This is a genomic window from Roseixanthobacter liquoris (assembly GCF_043195135.2).
GTDB lineage: Bacteria > Pseudomonadota > Alphaproteobacteria > Rhizobiales > Xanthobacteraceae > NCEH01.
On sequence record NZ_CM195537.1, the window covers coordinates 1,854,318 to 1,876,133 of the forward strand.

Sequence of the window (21,816 nt, forward strand, 5' to 3'; positions counted from 1 at the left end):
ATGACATGACGTTCAATGCCACCCCCAGTCCACACCCTGTCATATCGAAGGAAGGAAAGATCATGCACGAAACGACCTCATCCCGCCGCGCCATGCTCCGCCTGGCCAGCATCGCCGCCGGCGCCGCCGTGGTGGCAGTTTCCGCTCAAAGCGCGAAGGCGTACCAGGGCAATATGGAGCGCGCCATCGGCGAGCTCGAGATCGCCCTGCGCTCCCTGCGCCAGGCGACGCCCGACAAGGGCGGCCACCGGGAGCGCGCGATGGAGCTGATCCGTCAGGCGATGAACGAGGTGCAGGCGGGCATCGACTATGCCGCCCGCAAGTTCGGCGACTGAGGGCGGAAGCACTCCCGCATGCAGCTGTGGGTTGTCGACCTGCATCCGGCAATCCACAGGCTCGTGGTTTGGGTTGAAAGAGGAGCGGCGGACCAGCTCAAGCCGCTTCTGCCGCATCCCGGCGGGCCGGGATGCGTTGAAAGGACTGAGCTTCTCTGCCATCGTCAGGCTACTTTCGGGGCTGTCCCAGCGTGAAAGACACGGAGCGCGATCTTGCCGACTGCGTCGGCGCCATCTATCAGGCCGGCGCCGGGGACGGCAGCTGGCTGGACGTCGGCGAGCGCATCTGCCGGCTCATGGATGCCCCGCGCGCTTTGCTGAACCTCGGGGGGCCGGGCGGGCCGCGCAATCTCCTGATGCCCGCCGACGGCAGCGAGAGCGCCTATTCGGCCTATTTCCACGCCAGCGACCCCTATGCCGCCAAGGCCCGCTACGACTTTGCGACAGCCCGGGCTTACCACCTCGGGAACGCGAAGCTCGGCGCCGAACTGGTCGCCGAGACCGACTTCCTGCACAGCGAGTTCTATTATGATTTCGCACGGCATCACGAGCGTCGCCATGTGATCGGCGGCATGGCCGGCCTCATGGAGGCGACTCCGGTGCTGGTGTTCCGCGGCGGCGACGCCGGCGCATTCGACGAAACCCATGTGCGCCTGCTGAAGACCCTGATGCCGCACGTCCAGCGCGCCATCGAGCTGCGCGCGCGGCTGGGGCGGGACGACGAGGCGGTCGCCCTGACGCGGGCCGCCCTGGACGCGCTTCCCGTGGGCGTGAGCGTCGTCGATGCGGGACTGAAGATCCGCTTCATCAACGATCTCGCCCGCAAGTATCTGGCCGGACCCGATTCCGGCCTGTTCTCCCTGCGCTCGGGCCCCTATGCCGGCAGTGGGGTCTATGTCGCGGCCATGTCCCGCGAAGAAGCCGGCGTGCTCCGCAAACTTGTTGCCTCCGCCACGTCAGGGGGCTCAGGGGGGGCGATGCGGGTCACCTCGCGCAACGGCGCCATCGCCGCGCTGACGGTCGCGCCGGCGCCGCTGGGCCTTGCCAACGACGTGAGAGGGCGGGACGAAGGCGATGCCAGGGATCCCTTGGCTCTCATCCTCCTGCGGTCGCTCAACCGCAAGGTGGTGCCACAGGCGGACATGCTGTGCGAGATGTTCGGCTTCAGCCGGGCCGAAGCGGAGGTCGCCGTCGCGCTTTCCGGCGGCGCCAGCGCCGAGGACGTGGCGCGCGGACGCGGGGTCTCGCTCATGACCGTCCGCAGCCAGATCCGCTCGATCCTGGGCAAGTCGGAAGCGGAGAATTTGCGCGACTTCGAGCGCACCATGGCGACCCTCGGGGCGCTGGTGCCGCAGCTGCGCTGAAGGATCATCCGTCGGCCCGTCGGCCGCTTTGTTTCCCGCATAGACAGTTCTGACGATGAGGCGCCGTGCCCCATTGGCTAGGTTCCCTTCAATCGAAGCGGGATCGGATGCGCGCCATGCAACAGCACGTCACCCCTGCGCCACGCAGGCGCATGATCGTCGGGATCAGCGGCGCCACGGGGATCGTCTACGCACTGCGCATCCTGGAGGCGCTGAGGCTCCTCGACATCAAGACGCATCTCGTCATGTCGAAGCCGGGCGAGCGCACCCTCGCCCACGAAACCGGCCTGAAAGTGCGTGACGTTCGCGCCATGGCGGACTTCAGCTATAGCGACGCCGATATCGGCGCCGCCATCGCCTCCGGCTCGTTCCGCACCATGGGCATGATCGTCGCCCCCTGTTCGGTGAGGAGCCTGTCCGCCATCGCCACCGGCAACACCGACGGCCTGCTCACCCGCGCGGCCGACGTCTGCCTGAAGGAACGGCGCCGCACGGTCCTCATGTTCCGCGAGACGCCCCTGCATGCCGGGCACATCCGCGCCATGGCGCAGGCCACCGAGAGCGGCGCCATCCTCTTCCCGCCGGTGCCGGCCTTCTACGACCGCCCCGCCTCGTTGGACGAAATGGTGAACCACACCGTCGGGCGCGTGCTCGATCTGTACGACCTCGACGCAGGCCTGTTCCATCGATGGGGCGGCCAGGCGGAAGCAGGTCCTCGCGCCGACGCGCACGCCGGGGGAGACGCCTGATGTCCCTCACCGACCTGCGCCTTTACATCGAGGCCCTGCGCGCCCTCGGGGAAATCCAGGAGATCGACACGCCGGTCTCCCTCGACCTGGAGCTTGGCGCCATCATCCGCCGCTGCATCGAGACCGGGGCGCCCGCGCCCCTGTTCAATGCTTTCTCCGACCACCCCGGTGGCTTTCGCATCCTTGGAGCTCCGGGCGGCACCAGCGCGCAGCGCGGCATGGAGCTCGTTCGCGTTGCCGTCGCGCTGGAGCTGCCGCCGACCACGGGCGGCCTTGCCATCGCCGAGGCCATTGCCGCGAGCCTCGACAGGCCGGCCATCGACCCGGTGATCGTGGATGATGCGCCGGTCTTCGAGAACAAGCTCACCGGCGCCGCGGTGGACCTCGCCGCGCTCCCCGTGCCGCTGCTGCACTATGGGGACGGGGGGCGCTATCTCAACACCTTCGGCTGCATCGTTGCCCGCACGCCGGACGGAAGCTGGACCAACTGGTCCATCGCTCGCATGATGCTAGTCGATCGCGAGCGCCTCTCGGGGATCGTGGCGCCGGAGCAGCACCTCGGCATGGTGGCGAAGGCGTGGGCGGACCTGGGCAAGCCGATGCCGTTCGCGCTGGCGCTCGGGGTCGAGCCTGCCATTCCCTTCATCTGCGGCATGCCGCTGCCCGCCCATGTCGACGAGGGCGGCCGCCTCGGCGCGCTGCTGGGGCGCGCCATCAGGACCGTGAAGTGCAGGACGGTCGATCTGGAAGCTCCCGCCAGCGCGGAGATCCTGATCGAAGGGCACCTGCATCTTGACGCGTTGGTGGAGGAGGGCCCCATGGGCGAGTTCGCCGGCTACATCCCCCTCGATACGCAGATGCGCCGGCCCACCTACCGGGTCTGCGCCATCAGCCATCGCGACAACGCCATCCTGCCGGTCGTCGTCGCCGGCGAGCCGGTGGAAGAGAACCACACCGCCTGGGGCCTGCCGAGCTCGGCCCAGCTCCTCCACGAACTGCGCAAGGCCGGGATCCCGGCGACCACGGCGTGGATTCCGCTGCACGCGGCCCTGCACTGGCTGGTGGTCACCGTGCCGCGCGACTGGCGTCGTCGCAGCGGCGCCGGCGAGAGCGAGGCGCTCTGCCGGCGCATCGGGCAGACGGTGTTTGCAAGCAAGGCGGGGGCGGTGATCCCCAAGGTGATCGTGCTGAATGACGACGTCGATCCGACCGACCTGAAGGAACTGGTCTGGGCCTTCGCCACGCGCTGCCATCCCCTGCTCGGCCATGTTGTGTTCGACGACATCGAGGCCGCGCCGCTTCTCGCCTATCTGCGCAGGAGCGAGAAGGTCTCGGGCCATACCGGCAAGATCGTCTACAATTGCCTTGCCCCGGACGAATGGGGCGAAGCCCTGCCGATGCGGGCATCGTTCCGCCACGGCTATCCGGCGGACATCGTCGACCGCGTGCGTCGACGATGGAGCGCGTACGGTTTCAAGTAAAGGTCGCCCATCCACACCACGTCAACAGCCGGCGGTCCGGGAATCACCCCGGCGCCGGAGAGAGGAAAGCCATGACCGACGCATTCGAATCCACCCATCCGGCGGAGATATCCGCTTTCGTGGGCAAGCACATCATCTATACTTATGCCAATGGCTGGCAGTATGAGATGTACTTCAAGAACGACCGCACCATCGACTACCGCGTCCATGGCGGCATGGTCGGCGGGCGCTGGGTGAAGGGCCAGGAGGTGCACATCGTCCGCCTGGCCGACGGCGTGTACAAGGTCTCCTGGCACGAGCCGACGGGCACCTGCGTGAGCGTCGCCTACAATCTCAATGAGAACCGCGCCCACGGCGCCACCTTCTTCCCCCGCTGGATCGAGCAGGAACCGAAGAAGATCATCGGCTTCCAGAACGACAAGATCGACCTGATGCGCCGGTATCGCGACGCGGGCCCGACCTATCCGACCCTGCTCGTCGATGAATTCGCCGACATCACCTTCGTTGAGGATTGCGGCCGCGACGACGAAAGCGTCATCGCCTGCGCGCCCGAGGATCTGCCCGCGGGCTATGCTACGCGCCGCAACGTGGGCTAATGGGCGCTGATGGCTGCACGCGACACGGGAGGGTTCGAGAATGGCCGTCGGAGACCTCAATCGTCGTCAAGTCGCGCTGCTGGGTGTAGCCTTGGCCGCGACATGGCGCGCTCCGGCGGAAGCACAGGCGAGATCCCCAATGCTCTATCCGGGCGAGGAGTTGACCGAGGCGGCCGGCTATCCGGCTCTGGTGCGGTTCGAACCGGGGCGCGAGGGCCTTCCCCTCGTGGTGTTCGTCACGGGAGGAGGGGTGCTCGGTCGCATCGCCTATGGGCCGCCCGGAGGAAGGGCCGCCGATTTCCTGTGCCACTGGCTGCACGAGGAAGGGTTCCCCTCGCTGGTCCTGTCCTATCCCATCGACAACGGGGGTGTGTTCGACGCCGCATTCCCGCGGTTCTCGGTCACCGACTGGGCGGAGCAGAGTGCCGAGATCATCGCCCGCTACATGGACCGCAATGGCCTGCCGGCCAACGCAATCGTGCTCGGCTGGAGCATGGCAGGGCGGATTGCGGAGCCGCTTCATGCCGCCCTGCGCGGCCGGGGAAAGGGCATCGAGCTTTTCATCGCGATGGCCGCCGCAACGGCGCTCCCCAATACCCTGCCCGGTCTCGACCACCTCAAGCCAGCCGCAAGCGGCCTCGCCGCGATCAGGGGCGCCTACCTCGACTGGCTGCTCCGGTGCCTCGCGGATCAGAACGCGGCTGCCGGCCACGTGGTGCTCAATGCGGACGCATTCACACGCGAGATGACCGGCGATTTCCCGGTCGGGCTCGCAGCATCGGCCATGCGCTATCGAGACGGAGCTTTCGTTTCCGACCCTGCCGGAGACGCGCGCGAGGTCGGCACCGCGCGCTACCGCGCCTTTCCGCCGCTCGCCTTGATGACGCACGCCTCTGCGATCGACGCCCGGCACGCGCTCACGGACCGCTCCACATGGGGCGTCTACATCACCCAGCAGCTTTGCGAAGGTCTCGTTTTCTCGCAAACGGAGAAGCTCGCGGCGCTTCCCTCCGAGAAATGGGCGTTGCTGGTCGAGCATGTCGGGCATGCCGCCCAGCGCCTGAGCGCGACGCTGCCAGGCAATCACATGTTCTTCCTTGGAGAAAATGGCGCCAGGAAAACCGTGCAGACGTTGAAGCAGCTCAGGCAAACCGCCGTAGACGTTGCAGGCGAGATCTCACTTCTGATGGACTGAGAAATCGCCCATTCAGTCCCCTCCAAATAAGTCGGACTACGGGCTTGTTCCGGTCGCAGATGGCGCGGCCTTTCTGGCCATCAATGCAGACGATGTCGCCAAATTGGCGCTTTCGTTCGCGGTCAATCGCGACCGGGAGGGGCGAACGCAACTTGTCACAGAAACGCGTGTCCATTGCACGACCCGTGCGACCCGTCTGAAGTTCACGCCCTATTGGCTTCTGATCCGTCCTTTCAGCGGCCTTTTGCGTCGACGAATTCTCTCATCGGTCAGGAATTCACTCCCACTCGATGGTGCCCGGCGGCTTGCTGGTCACGTCGTAGACCACGCGGTTGATGCCCTTGACCTCGTTGATGATGCGGGTCGCGGCGCGGCCGAGGAAGTTCATGTCGAAGGGATAGTAATCGGCCGTCATGCCGTCCACCGAGGTGACGGCGCGCAGGGCGAGGACGTGGTCGTAGGTGCGGCCATCGCCCATCACGCCCACGGTGCGCACCGGCAGCAGAACCGCGAACGCCTGCCAGATCACGTCATAGAGGCCGGCGGCGCGGATCTCCTCCAGATAGATGGCATCGGCCTTGCGCAGGATCTCGAGCTTCTCGGGCGTGATCTCGCCGGGGCAGCGGATGGCGAGGCCCGGGCCGGGGAAGGGGTGGCGGCCGACGAAGCTCTCGGGCAGGCCGAGTTCACGGCCGAGTACGCGCACCTCGTCCTTGAACAGGTCGCGCAGCGGCTCCACCAGCTTCATGTTCATGCGCTCGGGCAGGCCGCCCACATTATGGTGGCTCTTGATGGTCACCGAAGGCCCGCCGGTGAAGGACACGCTTTCGATCACGTCGGGATAGAGCGTGCCCTGGGCGAGGAAATCCGGCACGCCCTTGCCGTCGGCGGCGATCTTCTTGGCCTCCGCATCGAACACGTCGATGAACAGTTTGCCGATGGTCTTGCGTTTGACCTCGGGATCGGTGACGCCCGCCAGCTCCCGCAGGAACAGATCGGCCACATCCACATGCACCAGCGGAATGTTGAAGGTGTTGCGGAACAGGGAGACCACCTGCTCGGCCTCGCCCTGGCGCATCAGGCCATGGTCCACGAACACGCAGGTGAGCTGGTCGCCGATGGCCTCATGGATCAGAACGGCCGCGACCGCCGAATCCACCCCGCCGGAGAGGCCGCAGAGCACGCGCCGGTCGCCCACCTGGGCGCGGATCTTGGCGATGGCACTGTCGCGGAAGGCGCCCATGGTCCAGTCGCCGGAGAGGCCGGCGATGCGGCGCACGAAATTGCGCAGCAGCTTCGCGCCGTCGGGGGTATGCACCACCTCGGGATGGAATTGAACCGCGTAGAACCGCCGGCCTTCATCGGCGATGGCGGCGAAGGGGGCGTTGTCGGAGGTGGCGATCACCTCGAAGCCCGCGGGCAGGGCGGTCACGCGGTCGCCATGGCTCATCCACACCAGATAGCGCTGGGCTTCCTGCCACACCCCCTCGAACAGGGCGCTCGGCTTTTTCACCTCGACCTCGGCGCGGCCGAATTCGCGGTGGTGCCCGGCCTCCACGGAACCGCCGAGCTGGGCGGCCATGGTCTGTTCGCCATAGCAGATGCCGAGCACGGGAATGCCGGCCTCGAACACTTCCTGCGGCGCGCGCGGGCTCTCCCCCTCGATCACCGAGGCCGGGCCGCCGGACAGGATGACGGCCTTGGGGTTGAGCCGCTTCAGCGCCTCCTCCGCCTTCTGGAACGGCACCACCTCGGAATAGACGCCTTCCTCGCGCACGCGCCGTGCAATGAGCTGGGTCACCTGGCTGCCGAAATCGATGATGAGGACGGTGTCTTGCATGGCGGCGCGGCTTTCCGGCGGGAGGGGCGAGGATTGCGCCCTCCTTTAACGGCAAAGTCGCGAATTGCAAAAGCGCGCGCCGCTCCGCGGCGCGCGGCTCACGCATGCCGTGGACGCAGGGCGGCCGCCGCCCGCGACCGAGGCATGCGCTTGTCCCGCGCCGGCGGCGTCAGATCGATGCCCAATGTCCTTCGCATCCCTCGGGGGCGGCGTTGGCGGTGGAATGGCGCTTCTTCAGCTCCACGCAGCCATAGGCCCGTGCCTCTTCCGGCAGATGGGAATTGATGGCGACGCCGATCTGGTCATAGGGGGAGGGGGCGGCGAAGACATAATAGGCCCAATACCCGCCGACGGCGACGACGAGCAGGACAAGCAGGCGGATGATGAACATGGCAATCTCCCGGGTTCCGATGGGCGCGCGAGCGCAACCTCTGCGCTAAGGACGCTTCAGGAGAGGGGAAGGTTCCAGGCTAAGGGCAGGGCGCCGGTGCGCCGGATGCCCAGATCTGCATCAAGGAGCCGGCGGCAAGGGATTGCGTCGCGGCGACCTTGAAGCATTGCCCCGAGCGCAAGGTGGCGAGCGTGGTGCCCCAGCCGGCCGCGCTCGGCCGCACATAGACCGACCAGCGCGCCTCGATCAAATCACCGGCCTTCGGCGCACCGGTCAATGGGGTGCCGTCGGGCGCTGTGAAGTTGAAATCGGACGTCCCGGCGAAACCCACGGCCACCCATTGGGTCCTGGGAGACGCGCCGGACGGCTGGATGGTCGTCGCGGCACTGCCGGAGCCCGGGGGGATTGAGGGCAATTGTGGGGTCTTGTTTGGAAGCAGGGCCAGCAGCAGCGCGCTGAAGCCTGTCGATTGTGGATCGTCCGTATTGCACGACTTTGGAAGAAGCGCGCGTATAGCGTTTACTTGCTCGCCTTGCAGATTGTCCTGGGAAGCGACGAAATCCATCGTGTCCTTCAGCACGCCCCAACAGGCCGTCTCCCTGTTGAACCTTTCCTTTTCGGTGTTCGACCTCTGCCCCTCCTGGTTGAGGCTGTAGGTCGCAAGACCGAGCACCACAGCGATCGCCGATTTCGTGATGACATCGGCGATGCTGATGCCGAGCTTCCAATATTCCACATTCATAGCAACGCCCCCGTATGCCATCACGGCAGACTATCGATTGGCGGAGCCAGAAATACAACCAATAATTGAAATATCAGCTTCGTCGCAACACGCTCACAAAAAAACCGTCGGTCCCGGTCCGCCGCGGCGTCAGCAGCAGGCCTTCGGGGCTTTCCAGAGCGGCGGTGCGCAAGGCGAGGCCGGGGGCGCCCAGCGCCAGCACCGCTTCCACCGGCGGAACCACCGAAAAGTCCGGGTGCTTCTCCAGCAGGGCCCGGATCTGGGCGCCGTTTTCCACATCCAGCAGCGAGCAGGTGACATAAGCCAGGCGGCCGCCGCTCTTCACATAGCGGGTGGCGCTTTCCAGGATCTTGGCCTGCTCGGCGGTGCGCTCCGCCAGGGCACCGGGGCGCATGCGCCATTTCGCGTCCGGGTTGCGCCGCCAGGTGCCGGTGCCCGTGCAGGGCGCATCCACCAGAACCAGGTCCATCTGTCCGGCGAGGTCGGCGAGCACGTCGGCATCGCCGCGCGGCGCGCGGATCTGCACATTGCGCACACCGGCGCGGGCGAGGCGCTCGTGGATCGGCTTCAGGCGGCGAATGTCGGAATCATGGGCGTAGAGCTGGCCCTTATTGTCCATGAGGGCGGCGAATTCGAGCGTCTTGCCGCCGGCGCCGGCGCACAGGTCCAGCACCTGCGAGCCGGGCAGGGGGCTCGCGAGGATGGCGGCGATCTGCGACCCCTCGTCCTGCACCTCCACTTCGCCTTTGACGAACGCGCCCTCCGAGGTGAGGGGCGGGGCCTTGCCCTCCGCATCGAGGATGATGCGCAGCGACAGCGGCGACCATTGGCCCGGCTGGGGCGAGAGATGGGAGAGTTCGGCCAGCGTGGCTTCGGGGGTGGATTTCAGCGTGTTCACCCGCAGGTCCAGCGGGGCGCGGGCGGCGAGCGCGCGGCCCTCCTCGACACGCTCCTCGCCGAACACGACGTTCAGATAGGGATCGAGCCATTGGGCGTAATCGCCCTTCACCCAGGGGGCGGCGCCCTCCAGGCTCGGATTGGCGAGGCGCGCGGCTTCCTCCGCGCTCAAAGGCGCAGGGGCGAAGCGGGCGCCGTCGCACAGGCGCGAGATGGCGTCGAGATCGAGCCCGCGCATCACCGCAAGCGTGCCGAGCACGAGAGCGCGCGGCGTATCCGCGCCCATCACGTACGCGGCCGAAGCGCGGCGGCGCAAGGTGTCGAACACGAGGCCGGAAATGGCGGCGCGATCGCCCGAGCCGGCGAAGCGGTGGGCGAGGCCCCATTCCTTGAGGCTGTCGCCGGCGGGGCGGCGCTTTGCGGCGATATCGCCAAGCACCTCGATGGCGGCGGACAGGCGGGCTGAGGGGATCAATTCAATCAGGTCCTTGGGGCAAGAAGGGGGGCAAGAAGGAAGGCGCCGGCTTTCACCTGGGCCTCGAAATGATCGAGCGCGGCAGCGAGCCGTTCGTCGATCACATGCAGATATTCGGTCCAGTCTTCATAGCGCGACAATTCGGAGCGCCCGTCGCTGATGCCGCGCAGGCCCACCAGCGGCACGCCGAACCGCTGGGCCGCACGCAGCACCGCGAAGGTTTCCATGTCCACCATGTCGCAGGCAATGGAATCATAGGCCGCGCCGGAGATGATGGCCCCGCCGGTGGAGAGCGACGCCGCCGCGATGCCGGGAATCTGGTGGGGAATTTCCACCAGGGCCGGCAGGTCGAGAAACGGCGTGCGCCCCTTCTCGAAACCGAGCGGGGACGCGTCCATGTCCCGATAGGCGAGGTGCGAGACCTGATAGATGCCGGCATGCTCCAGCGCGCGCGCCCCCGCCGAGCCGAGGGTGAACACGAGGTCGGGCAAGGCGTCGGCGGCGGCGAGGTGGGCAAGCGCATGGGTGGTCGCCATCGCCGCCTCCACCGGGCCGACGCCGGTGATCAGGGGATCGATGCGCGCGCGCAGATGGGGCCCGTATTCCATCTGCGTCGCCATGACGAACAGGATTTCGAGATCGCCGACGGCGCGGACGTGGCGGGACGGGTCTTCCATCGCAGGGCAATCCGGGAAATGCGTGAGCCGCACTCCTCGGCTGGCGCGGCGGTCCTGTCAATCACCCGCGCCTCACACGTTGAGGAGGATGGCCAGCGCGAACAGCACCCACATGATGGCCAGGGCCACGGCGCCCACCGCATAGGCGGAGAAGCGCAGGTGCAGCCGGTTGGACGTGGTGAACACGAAGGCATGGACGATGCGGGAGATCACGAACACCCAGGCGAGCACCACGAAGACGATATCCGCCTTGCGCGTGAACAGGGCCAGCACGGTGATCACATAGAACAGCACCGGCAGTTCGAACTGGTTGGAAAAGGCATTGGCGAAGCGCTGGGCGCGGGGCGGATAGGCGGCCGTGTTCTCGGCTGCGGCGGCATGGGAGACCTCGCCGCTGGAGAGGGCGCGCATCCGCACCGGAAAAAGCGCGAACAGCAGCAGGAAGGTGAGGCCCACTTCCACGAACAGGGGCAACAGGATCATGGCGACGGTCATGGATGGGCCTTTTCGCGTGAATGAGCGGGGTGGGGGCGCCGGCTGCGCCCCCATTGCACCGCTCATGGTGAGGAACCTCGAGCACGGCTGCACGTTCCATCCTTGAACAGGAAACACAGCCATGACCGCCCCATCTTCTCCCGCCCCATCTTCTCCCGCCCCATCTTCCCTCTCGCAGCCCACGCAGCTTCCCGACGCGCGGCAGGTGGAGCGCGGCCGCGCGCCGCGCCCTTTCTTCACCCGCCTGGCGCAGGAGGTTTCGCGCTATGCCGGCAAGCCGGCGACCTTCGTGTGCGCGGTCGTCATTATCCTGGTCTGGGGCGCGACCGGGCCGCTGTTCGGTTACAATGATACTTGGCAGCTGATCATCAACACCTCCACCACCATCGTCACCTTCCTGATGGTGTTCCTGATCCAGAACAGCCAGAATCGCGACACCGCCGCACTCCAGATCAAGCTCGACGAACTCATCGCCCGCACCGAGGGGCCGCGCAACGCGCTGCTGGATCTGGAGGACCTGGACGAGACGACGCTCGAAAAGCTGCGGATGGAATATGCGCTTCTCGCCGATCGTGCGCGGGAAGAGGGCAAGGGGCAGGGCGGAGCACGCGATCCCGGAGCGGTCGCGCCCGAGACCGCGCCGGTCAAGACCGCCGAGAAGGGCGCTGCCGGATGCGCGCCGGACGCGGCTTCATCGCCTGGGCCGTGCGACGGTGGCCGCCAGGTGGCTGCGGCGGATTGCCCCGATCTTCCGGGCCGCGCCGCCTGATCCCGCGCATCTTGCGCCGCGCCGGGGCAGGCGCCCGCGGCGCGGCCACCTAGCCCCGGATGCCAAGGCGCGCTAGGCAGGGAGCGGAACGCGCCAGGCGAAGGGCGCGGGGAGATTGGGATCCATGCCGCTGTATTCCCTGGACGGGGTCGGCCCGGACGTGCCGGCCACGGGCCGCTATTGGATCGCGCCCGACGCCACCCTGATCGGCCGCGTGATCGTCTCGGAGGAGGCGAGCGTGTGGTTCGGCGCGGTGCTCCGGGGCGATAACGAGCCGATTTTCATCGGCCACGGCACGAACATCCAGGAAAACTGCGTGCTCCATACGGATCCGGGGTTTCCGCTGCATCTCGGCGCGGGCGTCACCGTCGGCCATATGGCGATCCTGCACGGGTGCACGGTCGGCGACGACAGCCTCATCGGCATGGGCGCGACCGTGCTGAACGGCGCGCGGATCGGGCGCAATTCGCTGGTGGGCAGCAATGCCCTGGTGACCGAGGGCAAGGCGTTTCCCGACAATTCCCTCATCGTGGGCGCCCCGGCGCGGGTGGTGCGGGAATTGGATGAAGGCGCCATCGCCGCCCTCAAGGGCGCGGCGCAGCGGTATCGGGCGAATTGGAAGCGCTTCGCCTCCAGCCTCAAGCGGATCGACTGAGGCGGGCAGCAGGCACAGTAAGGGAAGGCGACGGGAAGGGGCGGCTCAGCGGCCGCCGCCCACCACCGGGGGAGAGCGCGTGTCGCCCAGGGAAACCCACAGCGTGGGATCGCCCTGCGACTGGCGCTTCACGTAGCGATAGCCGGTATCCTGCCAGGGCAGGATCTGATTTTCCTGATTGTCGAGGATCAGGTCGCCGCGGTCGGTGACGACGGTGAGCACGGCGTGGCCGTCGCCTTCCTTGTCGCGCACCACCGTGATGAGCAGGACCGAGGCCGGCCAGCCGAGGCCGATCAGCGCCCGCCGCTTGGCGAGGACGTAATCCTCGCAATCGCCCTTTCCGTCGTCGGGATAGGCCCAGCGCTCCACCTCGCCATAATGGTCCATGTCGGTCATGGGCGTGATGGAAGTGTTGAAGCTGCGGTTCACCTGATCGAGCGCCGCCAGATGTGCGGCGTCCAGCGGCGCCTCGGCGATGAGATCGCCCTCGGCGACGCAGTCACCCTTATTCTCGGCGCAGAAGCGCACATAGCCGATGGGGGCGGAGGTGCCCCCCACCGCCTGGAGATGCGGCATCAGCGCGGGCGGAAGGCTCGCATAGCGCCGGTCGCCGGCGACGGCGCTGCCGGCACCCGCAACGAGCAGGACCGCGAGCAGAAGCTTTCGAGCGATGTGAAACGGCATGGCACGCTGTCGCGAGGGGTTAACAACTTCATAATGCCTGAGGTTCGCCGCATTCGCGCCGTCAACCTTTCATTAACCTTAACTGCCGTTAACGACCTTGGCCAGCCGCCGGCGCGGCCTGCGATCCGCGCTGTGGCACACGCGCTTTTTCCTTGCTGCGGACACCGCGCCCCCTTATGTGCGGGACGTGCTCGACCTCAGCGATCCACGCCGCGCGCCGCCCCGCGAGCCGGTGTTCAACATTCCAGGCATCGTGGCGCTGCTGGCCCTGGTCATGGCGGCGATCGCGTTCGCGCGCGAATTCCTGCTGGACGAGCAGTCCAACGTGATGCTGCTCGCCTATTTCGCCTTCATCCCGGCGCGCTACGACGCCACGTTCGCACTGCCCGGCGGGGTCGGGGCGGACATCTGGACCTTCGTGAGCTATGCCTTCCTGCACGCCAATCTCGTGCATCTCGGCGTCAATCTCGTGTGGATGCTGGCGTTCGCGACGCCCGTGGCGCGGCGCTTCGGCACGCCGCGCTTCCTGGCCTTCATGGTGGTCACGGCGGCGGCCGGTGCGCTCGCCCATCTGATCGCCTATCCCGACGCCCTGGTGCCCATGATCGGCGCTTCGGCGATGGTGTCCGGGGCGATGGCGGCGGCGGTGCGCTTTGCCTTCTCGCCCGGCGGCGCGCTTGGCCGCCCGGTCCGCGGCGCGCCCGAGCATCCGCCGGCCGCCTCGCTTCTCGGCGCGTTCCGCGAGCCGCGCGTGCTCACCTTCGTCGCGGTCTGGGTGGTGGTGAACTTCCTGTTCGGCGCCGCCATCACGCTGCCCGGCACGGAGGGCGCGGAAGTGGCGTGGCAGGCGCATATGGGCGGCTTCTTCGCCGGCCTGCTGCTGTTTCCCCTGTTCGACCCCATTCCCCGCGCGGCGGTGCCTTCGCACCCCCCGCGCTGAGGCCCGTGCTGAAATACCAGTCAATCATCCGCGCGCGCCGTCATGCGGGGTTGCGGATCGCGCCATCGCGGATGATCATTCCCTCAAGGCAATACCGGTGAGCGTCAATAACGCCGGATCCGCCTCTCACTAGGGAATGGAGGTCAGCCATGACCGTAGGTATTATTCTTCAACGCAAGACATCGGGTCTCGTCACGATCTCGCCGGAAGCCTCGCTCACGGAAGCGGTGCAGAGCCTTTCGCAGAACCGCATCGGTGCCATCGTCGCCACCGGGCCGGACGGGCACCTCGAAGGCATTCTTTCCGAGCGCGACGTGGTCCGCATCCTCGGCGAGCGCGGGCCGGAGGTGCTCTCCGAGCCGGTCTCCTCCGTGATGACGCGGGCGGTGGTGACCTGCACCGCCGACGAAACCGTTCCCGCCATCATGGAGCGCATGACGCGCGGGCGCTTCCGTCACGTTCCGGTGGTATCGGGCAACACGCTCGTCGGCATCATCTCGATCGGCGACGTGGTGAAGTATCGCGTCGAGGAAATGGAGCGCGAGAGCGCCGAGCTGCGCGACTACATCATGACCGCCTGAGACGGCACGGGTCAGGGCCGCGGCGCCCTGGCCCGCGCATCCGGCGCGCCCGCGGGATGCGCCGCCGGGCGATTTTGGCGCCCTTATTTCAGCGCCTCCATGGCACTGTGCACATCGTCCACGATCCGTTCCACCGCCTCGCGCCCGGCGGCAATGGCTTCGTCCGCGCGGTGGAAATCGAACAGGCCGATCTTGGCGAGCTTCGGCGAGACCGTGACATCCGGCGGGTCCCCCGCAAGGCGGGAGCGGGCGATGCGATCCTGGGTGATGTTGAAGGCGTCGATCATAACCGCCGAGATCCCGCGCGGTCCCTCGCTCGGCCCGGAGAGGAACTGCCGGCGCAGCATGCGGTCGGGCCGCAGCATGCGCGAAAGCCCCTGCTTCTGGTGCTCCACGACCACATCGGCCACTTCGGCGATGGTGCTGCCATGGTCCTGGATCACGGTGCCGCGCCCGAAGATTTCTGAATTCAGATTGACCGCGATCACGATCCGCCCGCCGAGCGCGCGCGCCGCCGAGACCGGCACCGGATTGACCAGCGTGCCGTCCATCAGCCAGCGCCCGCCCACCTTGGCCGGAGTGAAGATGCCCGGCAGGCAATAGCTCGCGTGGATCGCCTCCACCAGTTCGCCGCGCGTCAGCCAGATTTCATGGCCGGTGCCGAGCTCGGTGGCGATGCAGCCGAACACCACCGGCAAATCCTCGATGGTGAGATCGCCGAGTTCGATGCGCATGCGCTCCATCAGCCGCCGTCCGCCGATGAGGCCGGCCGCGCCGAGGGAGAGATCGAGAAAGCCGAGCACGTTGCGCTTGTTGAGGCCGCGTGCCCAATCCTCCAGCGCGTCGAGCTTGCCGGCCGCCCAGATGCCGCCGACCACCGCGCCGATGGAGGTGCCGGCGATCACGCTCGGGCGGATGCCGTGGGCTTCCAGCGCCCGCATCACGCCGATATGGGCGAAGCCGCGCGCGGCGCCGCCGCCCAGCGCCAGGGCGATCTTCGGGCCGCCCTTGCGGCCGGCCTTCCACGGCGGCTCGACCTCGCCTTGCGCGTCCACGGCGGGTGCCACCTCGGGGTGGAGACTGCCCTCGCCTTCGCTTGGGGCTTCGTCGGTGCGAGTGCGACGGGTAAAACCTTGAAACATGCGCGACCTCCGACCGGCCGGCGTGCCGGTGGCAAGCTCCGGGACTCAAACCCTGTCTAACCGTGTTTGATGTCCGAAGCGTGGCTTTGCCAAGGTGCGCCATGGGGCTGGTGCGAGGCTGCGCCCGTACTGTTCAACACATCCTTAATCGTGCGAATGGCCGGACTTAATCGTGCGAATGGCCGGAATGCGCGCCATAGACCGCCTTCGGGTCGAAGCGCGGCTCATCGCCGGTGAATTCCAGCGCCGCTTCGCCCGCTGCGCCGCCGATAGGCACGCGGCGATAGAAGCAGGAGCGTCGGCCGGTGTGGCAGGCGGCGCCCGTGCCGCCCATCTCGACTTTCAGCAGCACCGCGTCCTGGTCGCAATCCACGCGGATCTCCAGCACCTTCTGGGTATGGCCGGAGCTTTCGCCCTTCTTCCAGAGCGTCTTGCGCGAGCGGCTGTAATAATGCGCCTCGCCGGTCTCGATGGTGAGCGCGAGCGCCTCTTCATTCATGAAGGCGAGCATCAGCACCTCGTTCGTCACCGCGTCCACGGCGATGCAGGTCACGAGGCCGTTGGCATCGAAGCGGGGGGTCAGGCGCGTGCCTTCCTCAAGCTCGGCCGTGCCGGTGCTGGCCGCGAAGACGGGGGTCTCAAGGCTCATGAAAACTCCAATGGGCTGTTCTGTCGGCGGGCACCGCGCCGAGGGGCTCAGCCCTTGGCGCGCACCAGGGTGATGAAGCGCACCTGCTCGGCCGGGTCATCGCGGAACGCACCGGTGAACTGGCTGGTGATGGTGGAGACCCCGGCCTTGGTGATGCCGCGCATGGCCATGCACATATGCTCGGCCTCGATCATCACGGCAACCCCGCGCGGTTTCAGCGTCTCGTCCAGGGCGGAGATGATCTGCGAGGTCAGGTGTTCCTGGGTCTGCAGGCGCTTGGCATAGATGTCCACCACCCGCGCGATCTTGGACAGGCCGACCACCCGCTCCACCGGGAAATAGGCGACATGCGCCTTGCCCACGAACGGCACCATGTGGTGCTCGCAATGGGAATAGAAGGGAATGTCCCGCACCAGCACGAAATCGTCGAAATTGCCGATCTCGCCGAACGTGCGGTCGAGCGCCTCGGCGGCGTCGTGGCGGTAGCCGGAGAACAATTCCCCATAGGCCTTCACCACCCGATGGGGTGTTTCCAGCAGGCCCTCGCGGTCCGGGTCCTCGCCGATATAAGCGAGCAGGGTGCGCACCGCCGCTTCCGCCTCGCGCTTGGAGGGGCGTGCGGGATCGTGCGCCTCGTCGGCCGCCGCATCCTGCGGGGCGTCATCGTGCCGCTTGGCCTGCGCCTGGAGATGCTTCACGTGCTTGCGGGCCTTGGCCTCGTTCTCGGCCTGCGCCCGCAGCAATTTGACAACCGCGTCCATACCCAACTCCGTTCGACCCGCCGCGGATAAAGTCCGGGCGAGAGTGTCACCGGTGTCGGCTACGCATGCGCGGATCCTCATCTTCCGCGCCCCACCGGAAGCCCCGGCGGCGGCCTTGCCGTCCGTTCTGCGCGAAGCGTCGCCGGGCGGGAGCCTGCTCCCGAAGGGTTGCTTCGCTATCAGGCGCCAGCGTCTTCCGCCGCGCCGCACATGGATTATATAAGACGGCGAACCAGGCAACGCAAAGCGCGCTTTTGCTTGAGCGTGCCGCGCAAACCGCATGGCAGCGCGCCTTTACGGGCCGCGGCCGCGCGGGCCGGATGAGGACGCCGCCATGGGGCGGCCGGGATCGCACGATGATCAACGACGTCTATAATACCCGTATCCTGGGCTATGCGGCCGATATTCCCCGCATCGGCCGGCTGGCGCATCCCCAAGCCAGCGCCACCGCCCATTCGCGGCTGTGCGGCTCGACCGTGACCGTGGATGTGGCGCTGGAGGGCGACACGGTGAGCGATTTCGCCCACGAGGTGCGCGCCTGCGCGCTCGGCCAGGCGTCGTCCTCCATCATGGCGCGCCATGTGGTGGGGTCGAGCGTCGGCGAATTGCGGGCGCTGCGCGAGACCATGCGCAAGATGCTGAAGGAGAACGGGCCGCCGCCTGCCGGCCGCTGGGCCGAACTGGAAGTGCTGGAGCCGGTGCGCGACTACAAGGCGCGCCACGCCTCCACCTTGCTGACTTTCGACGCGGTGGTGGATGCCATCGACCAGATCGAGGCGAAGGCCGGCGCCGCGCGCGAGGCACCCGCCAGCGCCGGCAATTGAACCGGCATCGGCGCCCGTCCCCGGGCGCCGGGCGTCACGCCGCGCGGATTACTTCGCGGCGGCAGCCGTCGGTGCCGGAGGGCTGTTGGCGTTCGCCGCCTGCGGAAGCGTCGAGGGCAGGGCCGGCAGGCCGAGAAGCCCGCGCACTTCCGCCGTCGCCTTGGCAAGGTCGGCATTGAACTGCGGATTGTCCATCATCTGCGCCGCGATCACCGCGCCGGCGATATGGCTCGCCTCCACGTCGGAGGGGTAATGGATGCCGCCCACCAGCCGCGAGAAGCCGAAGCCGACGCCGCGCAGATGGATTGCCGTCGCCTTCTCCGGCACCATATTGGCCAGGATGATGGCGGTGAGCGTGCCATAGGCCGCGTGGCCGCTGGGATAGGAAGGGGTGGTCTCGGCGGGAACGGCGAGCGTGATGTCGGAATGCGCGAGATTGGGCCGGGGGCGCTTCCAATAGGCCTTCGCGGCATCCACGATCGGCCGGGCGTTGGCCCAGGCCTTGTCCACCAGGGCGTTGGCGAGCGGCGCCTTCTCCTTGGAGAGGTCGGTGCCCAACACCTCGGAGAAGCGGGAGAGGGTGCGGTCCACGTCCGCATTCGCGAGCGCGACCAGTTCGGGCGTGCGCCGGGACTGGATGTCCAGCACGACCTTGGTGTCCTCGCGGGCGGCGGGGGAATCGTCCGCCGGCGCGGGGGCGAGGATGCGGGTGAGGTTCACCTGGTCGGGCCGTACATAGGGTTCGTCACCGGCGAAGGCCGCGGACCCCAGGACCGTGGACAGGGCAAGTAAGGCAAAGGTAAATTTACGTATGGTCATGCAACAGTCCCCGCGTAAAGCCGGCCGCCCGCGCCTCGCGGTTTCTCTCCCATGGAATCGACGACATAAAGATGTCATCGAGCGCCCATCCCTCGTGTCGCGCATCGCAGGTGCCGTCGCGCGCCTGCCGCGCCTGATCTTGCGCGCGCCCATCCTGCTCTATCGCTATACGCTTTCTTCCTTCATGGGGCGGCAATGCCGCTATCTGCCCACCTGCTCGGAATATGCCGACGAGGCGATTTCCCGCCATGGCGCCTGGGCCGGGGGATGGATGGGCGCGGCGCGGCTGTGTCGCTGCCACCCGTGGGGCGGCTCGGGTTTCGATCCGGTGCCGCAGTGCCTGCCCGCCGACGCGCGCTGGCATCGCCCCTGGCGCTATGGCCTCTGGCGCCAGCCGCCGCAGTGAGGCGCCGGCAATCCGCCGACAAGCATCGCTCCGAAGGCCCGGAGGCCGGCCGCATTCCCGCGTCCGGCAAGCCTCGCGCCGGCTTCGCCCTTTACGGCGCGCGCCGGGCGGCCTAGAGGAGGCCGCTTCAACAAGAGCCTACCTGCGGAGTGCGCAGGAGTGGGCAGGAGAAGACCGATGGTGACCCTGACTTTCCCCGATGGCGCCCAGCGCGAATTCGCCCCCGGCACCACGGGTGCCGACGTGGCCGGCGCCATTTCCAAATCGCTCGCCAAGAAGTCCGTCGCGATCGTCCTCGATGACACGCTGACCGACCTCTCCGATCCCATCCTCGCGGACGCCCGGATCCAGATCGTCACCCGCGACGATCCGCGCGCGCTGGAGCTGATCCGGCACGATGCCGCCCATGTCCTCGCCGAGGCGGTGCAGAGCCTCTATCCCGGGACCCAGGTGACCATCGGTCCGGTGATCGAGAACGGCTTCTATTATGATTTCGCCCGGAACGAGCCTTTCACCACCGACGATCTGCCGAAGATCGAGGCGAAGATGCGCGAAATCATCGCGAAGGATCGCCCGTTCACGAAGGAGATCTGGTCCCGCGAGGAGGCCAAGCGCGTGTTCGCCGCGAAGGGCGAGGCGTTCAAGGTGGAATTGGTGGATGCCATTCCCGACGGCCAGGACCTGAAAATCTACAAGCAGGGCGAATGGTTCGACCTCTGCCGCGGCCCCCACATGCCGTCCACCGGCAAGGTGGGCAACGCCTTCAAGCTGATGAAGGTGGCCGGGGCCTATTGGCGCGGCGACAGCAACAATCCCATGCTCACCCGCATCTACGGCACCGCCTGGCACGACCAGGCCGCGCTCGACGCCTACCTCCATCGCCTGGAGGAAGCGGAAAAGCGCGATCATCGCCGCCTCGGCCGCGAGATGGACCTGTTCCACTTCCAGGAGGAGGGGCCGGGCACGGTGTTCTGGCATTCCAAGGGCTGGACGCTATTCCAGAATCTGGTCGCTTACATGCGCCGCCGCCTGAAGGTCGAATATGCCGAGGTGAATGCCCCGCAAGTGCTCGACAAGTCGCTGTGGGAGACCTCCGGCCATTGGGGCTGGTACAAGGAGAACATGTTCAAGGTGCAGTCGGCCGGCGACGACACCGAGGACGAGCGCGTGTTTGCGTTGAAGCCGATGAACTGTCCCGGACACGTGCAGATCTTCAAGCACGGGCTGAAATCCTATCGCGACCTGCCGCTGCGCCTCGCCGAATTCGGCGCCGTGCACCGCTACGAGCCCTCCGGCGCCCTGCACGGGCTGATGCGTGTGCGCGGCTTCACCCAGGACGACGCCCACATCTTCTGCACCGAGGAGCAGATGGCGGCCGAGTGCCTGAAGATCAACGACCTGATCCTCTCCACCTACGCCGACTTCGGCTTCGAGGAGATCATCGTGAAGCTCTCCACCCGGCCGGAGAAGCGCGTCGGCTCGGATGCGGTGTGGGATCACGCGGAAGAGGTGATGACCCGCGTCCTGGCGCAGATCGAGGCGCAGTCCGGCGGCAAGATCAGGACCGGCATCCTGCCGGGCGAGGGGGCGTTCTACGGGCCGAAGTTCGAATACACCCTGAGCGATGCCATCGGCCGCGAATGGCAGTGCGGCACCACCCAGGTGGATTTCAACCTGCCGGAGCGCTTCGGCGCCTTTTACGTGGATGCCGACGGGCAGAAGAAGACGCCGGTGATGATCCACCGCGCCATCTGCGGCTCCATGGAGCGCTTCACGGGCATCCTGATCGAGCATTTCGCGGGTCATTTCCCGCTCTGGCTCGCGCCGGTGCAGGTGGTGGTGGCGACCATCACCTCGGAAGCGGACGATTATGCCGCCGAGGTGACGGCAGCGGCGCGCGCCCGCGACCTGCGGGTGGAAAAGGACATTCGCAACGAGAAGATCAACTACAAGGTGCGCGAGCATTCCCTGGCCAAGGTGCCGGTGCTGCTGGTGGCGGGCAAGAAGGAGGCCGCGGAAGGCACGGTCTCGATCCGCCGCCTCGGCAGTCCCGACCAGGTTTCGATGCCGCTCGGCGCCGCCCTGGACCTGCTCGCGGGGGAAGCGGTGCCGCCCGACCTGCGTCGGCGGGCGCCGTCCAGCCTCGTCGCGTGAGCGGCAGCTGAACCTTCGCTGAACCTTCGCTGAACCGACGGACCCGGCCGTTCGCGGCCGGGTCTCGGCCGCCCGACCGGCGCCAGGTGCGGCGTAGCGCAACGCCAGACGCCTCACATCCCGCGCGCCCGAATCGAATGCCTGTGGCGGGCCCGTTCTCCCGCGACGTGGGGGCAGGGCGATATGGGAATTTCG

General features: G+C 67.3%; 24 protein-coding genes. 13 read left to right on the plus strand and 11 right to left on the minus strand.

Going from position 1 to position 21,816, the window contains the following annotated elements; translation table 11 throughout:
- Positions 1-5: 5 nt before the first annotated feature.
- From V5F84_RS08170 to V5F84_RS08195, 6 genes are all read left to right on the plus strand, one after another.
- Entirely contained in the window at positions 6-335 is a 330-nt protein-coding gene (locus V5F84_RS08170; RefSeq protein ID WP_394044099.1) for a hypothetical protein, read from the plus strand.
- Positions 336-526: 191 nt separating this feature from the next.
- Entirely contained in the window at positions 527-1,699 is a 1,173-nt protein-coding gene (locus tag V5F84_RS08175; RefSeq protein WP_394044098.1) for a hypothetical protein, read from the plus strand.
- A gap of 116 nt (positions 1,700-1,815) precedes the next feature.
- Positions 1,816-2,448, plus strand: coding sequence for a UbiX family flavin prenyltransferase (locus tag V5F84_RS08180; RefSeq protein ID WP_394044097.1), 633 nt, complete (start codon positions 1,816-1,818; stop codon positions 2,446-2,448).
- Positions 2,448-3,929: a UbiD family decarboxylase gene (locus V5F84_RS08185; RefSeq protein WP_394044096.1), complete on the plus strand. Its 1,482-nt coding sequence runs from the start codon at positions 2,448-2,450 to the stop codon at positions 3,927-3,929. Before V5F84_RS08180 ends, V5F84_RS08185 begins: the two co-directional genes overlap by 1 nt.
- A 71-nt stretch (positions 3,930-4,000) precedes the next feature.
- Positions 4,001-4,525: a phenolic acid decarboxylase gene (locus V5F84_RS08190; protein ID WP_394044095.1), complete on the plus strand. Its 525-nt coding sequence runs from the start codon at positions 4,001-4,003 to the stop codon at positions 4,523-4,525.
- Between the two features lie 40 nt (positions 4,526-4,565).
- Complete coding sequence (locus tag V5F84_RS08195; RefSeq protein WP_394044094.1) at positions 4,566-5,720, plus strand: hypothetical protein; 1,155 nt, start codon at positions 4,566-4,568, stop codon at positions 5,718-5,720.
- Between the two features lie 277 nt (positions 5,721-5,997).
- Here the strand turns inward: V5F84_RS08195 and guaA are convergent, their stop codons facing one another.
- From guaA to V5F84_RS08225, 6 genes are all read right to left on the minus strand, one after another.
- Entirely contained in the window at positions 5,998-7,560 is a 1,563-nt protein-coding gene (gene guaA / locus V5F84_RS08200) for a glutamine-hydrolyzing GMP synthase (RefSeq protein ID WP_394044093.1), read from the minus strand.
- Between the two features lie 169 nt (positions 7,561-7,729).
- Entirely contained in the window at positions 7,730-7,951 is a 222-nt protein-coding gene (locus V5F84_RS08205; RefSeq protein WP_394044092.1) for a hypothetical protein, read from the minus strand.
- Between the two features lie 79 nt (positions 7,952-8,030).
- The gene (locus V5F84_RS08210) at positions 8,031-8,693 is read right to left on the minus strand and encodes a hypothetical protein (RefSeq protein WP_394044091.1); all 663 of its coding nucleotides are present in this window, start codon (positions 8,691-8,693) and stop codon (positions 8,031-8,033) included.
- Between the two features lie 73 nt (positions 8,694-8,766).
- On the minus strand, positions 8,767-10,065 hold the full coding sequence (locus V5F84_RS08215) for an RsmB/NOP family class I SAM-dependent RNA methyltransferase (protein WP_394044090.1): 1,299 nt from the start codon (positions 10,063-10,065) through the stop codon (positions 8,767-8,769).
- Between the two features lie 5 nt (positions 10,066-10,070).
- Entirely contained in the window at positions 10,071-10,742 is a 672-nt protein-coding gene (locus V5F84_RS08220; protein ID WP_394044089.1) for a 5'-methylthioadenosine/S-adenosylhomocysteine nucleosidase, read from the minus strand.
- A 72-nt stretch (positions 10,743-10,814) separates the two neighbouring features.
- Positions 10,815-11,237 carry an MAPEG family protein gene (locus tag V5F84_RS08225; protein ID WP_394044088.1) on the minus strand — a complete coding sequence of 141 codons (423 nt, stop codon included), beginning with the start codon at positions 11,235-11,237 and terminating at the stop codon, positions 10,815-10,817.
- Between the two features lie 121 nt (positions 11,238-11,358).
- Between V5F84_RS08225 and V5F84_RS08230 the strand changes: the two genes are divergently transcribed.
- Positions 11,359-12,006, plus strand: coding sequence for a low affinity iron permease family protein (locus V5F84_RS08230; protein WP_394044087.1), 648 nt, complete (start codon positions 11,359-11,361; stop codon positions 12,004-12,006).
- Between the two features lie 124 nt (positions 12,007-12,130).
- Positions 12,131-12,661 (plus strand): gamma carbonic anhydrase family protein, encoded by a 531-nt coding sequence (locus V5F84_RS08235; protein WP_394044086.1) that lies wholly within the window; start codon positions 12,131-12,133, stop codon positions 12,659-12,661.
- Between the two features lie 45 nt (positions 12,662-12,706).
- On the opposite strand, the gene V5F84_RS08240 is transcribed toward V5F84_RS08235, so the two are convergent.
- Entirely contained in the window at positions 12,707-13,345 is a 639-nt protein-coding gene (locus V5F84_RS08240; protein WP_394044085.1) for a transglutaminase-like cysteine peptidase, read from the minus strand.
- Between the two features lie 187 nt (positions 13,346-13,532).
- Between V5F84_RS08240 and V5F84_RS08245 the strand changes: the two genes are divergently transcribed.
- The gene (locus V5F84_RS08245; RefSeq protein ID WP_394044084.1) at positions 13,533-14,285 is read left to right on the plus strand and encodes a rhomboid family intramembrane serine protease; all 753 of its coding nucleotides are present in this window, start codon (positions 13,533-13,535) and stop codon (positions 14,283-14,285) included.
- A gap of 149 nt (positions 14,286-14,434) precedes the next feature.
- Positions 14,435-14,866 carry a CBS domain-containing protein gene (locus V5F84_RS08250; protein WP_394044083.1) on the plus strand — a complete coding sequence of 144 codons (432 nt, stop codon included), beginning with the start codon at positions 14,435-14,437 and terminating at the stop codon, positions 14,864-14,866.
- Between the two features lie 83 nt (positions 14,867-14,949).
- Here the strand turns inward: V5F84_RS08250 and V5F84_RS08255 are convergent, their stop codons facing one another.
- From V5F84_RS08255 to folE, 3 genes are all read right to left on the minus strand, one after another.
- The gene (locus V5F84_RS08255) at positions 14,950-16,008 is read right to left on the minus strand and encodes a patatin-like phospholipase family protein (RefSeq protein ID WP_394044082.1); all 1,059 of its coding nucleotides are present in this window, start codon (positions 16,006-16,008) and stop codon (positions 14,950-14,952) included.
- Positions 16,009-16,174: 166 nt separating this feature from the next.
- Entirely contained in the window at positions 16,175-16,657 is a 483-nt protein-coding gene (hisI, locus tag V5F84_RS08260) for a phosphoribosyl-AMP cyclohydrolase (protein WP_394044081.1), read from the minus strand.
- 47 nt (positions 16,658-16,704) lie between these two features.
- Positions 16,705-17,418, minus strand: coding sequence for a GTP cyclohydrolase I FolE (gene folE / locus V5F84_RS08265; RefSeq protein WP_394044080.1), 714 nt, complete (start codon positions 17,416-17,418; stop codon positions 16,705-16,707).
- Between the two features lie 356 nt (positions 17,419-17,774).
- Between folE and V5F84_RS08270 the strand changes: the two genes are divergently transcribed.
- Positions 17,775-18,242, plus strand: coding sequence for an iron-sulfur cluster assembly scaffold protein (locus tag V5F84_RS08270; protein ID WP_394044079.1), 468 nt, complete (start codon positions 17,775-17,777; stop codon positions 18,240-18,242).
- 48 nt (positions 18,243-18,290) lie between these two features.
- Here the strand turns inward: V5F84_RS08270 and V5F84_RS08275 are convergent, their stop codons facing one another.
- Positions 18,291-19,061: an acid phosphatase gene (locus V5F84_RS08275; protein WP_394044078.1), complete on the minus strand. Its 771-nt coding sequence runs from the start codon at positions 19,059-19,061 to the stop codon at positions 18,291-18,293.
- A gap of 136 nt (positions 19,062-19,197) precedes the next feature.
- Here V5F84_RS08275 and yidD point away from each other — a divergent pair, with 136 nt between their 5' ends.
- Positions 19,198-19,467, plus strand: a complete 270-nt coding sequence (gene yidD / locus V5F84_RS08280; protein WP_509277201.1) for a membrane protein insertion efficiency factor YidD — start codon at positions 19,198-19,200, stop codon at positions 19,465-19,467.
- A gap of 177 nt (positions 19,468-19,644) precedes the next feature.
- Complete coding sequence (gene thrS / locus V5F84_RS08285) at positions 19,645-21,621, plus strand: threonine--tRNA ligase (protein ID WP_394044076.1); 1,977 nt, start codon at positions 19,645-19,647, stop codon at positions 21,619-21,621.
- The last annotated feature ends 195 nt before the right edge of the window (positions 21,622-21,816 follow it).

Coding starts and splice junctions, on each gene's coding strand:
- V5F84_RS08205 (WP_394044092.1), bottom strand. CDS start 7,951: ATGTTCATCATCCGCCTGCTTGTCCTGCTCGTCGTCGCCGTCGGCGGG.
- V5F84_RS08270 (WP_394044079.1), top strand. CDS start 17,775: ATGATCAACGACGTCTATAATACCCGTATCCTGGGCTATGCGGCCGAT.
- V5F84_RS08275 (WP_394044078.1), bottom strand. CDS start 19,061: ATGACCATACGTAAATTTACCTTTGCCTTACTTGCCCTGTCCACGGTC.
- V5F84_RS08250 (WP_394044083.1), top strand. CDS start 14,435: ATGACCGTAGGTATTATTCTTCAACGCAAGACATCGGGTCTCGTCACG.
- hisI (WP_394044081.1), bottom strand. CDS start 16,657: ATGAGCCTTGAGACCCCCGTCTTCGCGGCCAGCACCGGCACGGCCGAG.
- V5F84_RS08240 (WP_394044085.1), bottom strand. CDS start 13,345: ATGCCGTTTCACATCGCTCGAAAGCTTCTGCTCGCGGTCCTGCTCGTT.
- V5F84_RS08170 (WP_394044099.1), top strand. CDS start 6: ATGACGTTCAATGCCACCCCCAGTCCACACCCTGTCATATCGAAGGAA.
- V5F84_RS08225 (WP_394044088.1), bottom strand. CDS start 11,237: ATGACCGTCGCCATGATCCTGTTGCCCCTGTTCGTGGAAGTGGGCCTC.
- V5F84_RS08190 (WP_394044095.1), top strand. CDS start 4,001: ATGACCGACGCATTCGAATCCACCCATCCGGCGGAGATATCCGCTTTC.
- V5F84_RS08255 (WP_394044082.1), bottom strand. CDS start 16,008: ATGTTTCAAGGTTTTACCCGTCGCACTCGCACCGACGAAGCCCCAAGC.
- folE (WP_394044080.1), bottom strand. CDS start 17,418: ATGGACGCGGTTGTCAAATTGCTGCGGGCGCAGGCCGAGAACGAGGCC.
- V5F84_RS08235 (WP_394044086.1), top strand. CDS start 12,131: ATGCCGCTGTATTCCCTGGACGGGGTCGGCCCGGACGTGCCGGCCACG.
- V5F84_RS08230 (WP_394044087.1), top strand. CDS start 11,359: ATGACCGCCCCATCTTCTCCCGCCCCATCTTCTCCCGCCCCATCTTCC.
- V5F84_RS08180 (WP_394044097.1), top strand. CDS start 1,816: ATGCAACAGCACGTCACCCCTGCGCCACGCAGGCGCATGATCGTCGGG.
- guaA (WP_394044093.1), bottom strand. CDS start 7,560: ATGCAAGACACCGTCCTCATCATCGATTTCGGCAGCCAGGTGACCCAG.
- V5F84_RS08210 (WP_394044091.1), bottom strand. CDS start 8,693: ATGAATGTGGAATATTGGAAGCTCGGCATCAGCATCGCCGATGTCATC.
- thrS (WP_394044076.1), top strand. CDS start 19,645: ATGGTGACCCTGACTTTCCCCGATGGCGCCCAGCGCGAATTCGCCCCC.
- V5F84_RS08195 (WP_394044094.1), top strand. CDS start 4,566: ATGGCCGTCGGAGACCTCAATCGTCGTCAAGTCGCGCTGCTGGGTGTA.
- V5F84_RS08220 (WP_394044089.1), bottom strand. CDS start 10,742: ATGGAAGACCCGTCCCGCCACGTCCGCGCCGTCGGCGATCTCGAAATC.
- V5F84_RS08185 (WP_394044096.1), top strand. CDS start 2,448: ATGTCCCTCACCGACCTGCGCCTTTACATCGAGGCCCTGCGCGCCCTC.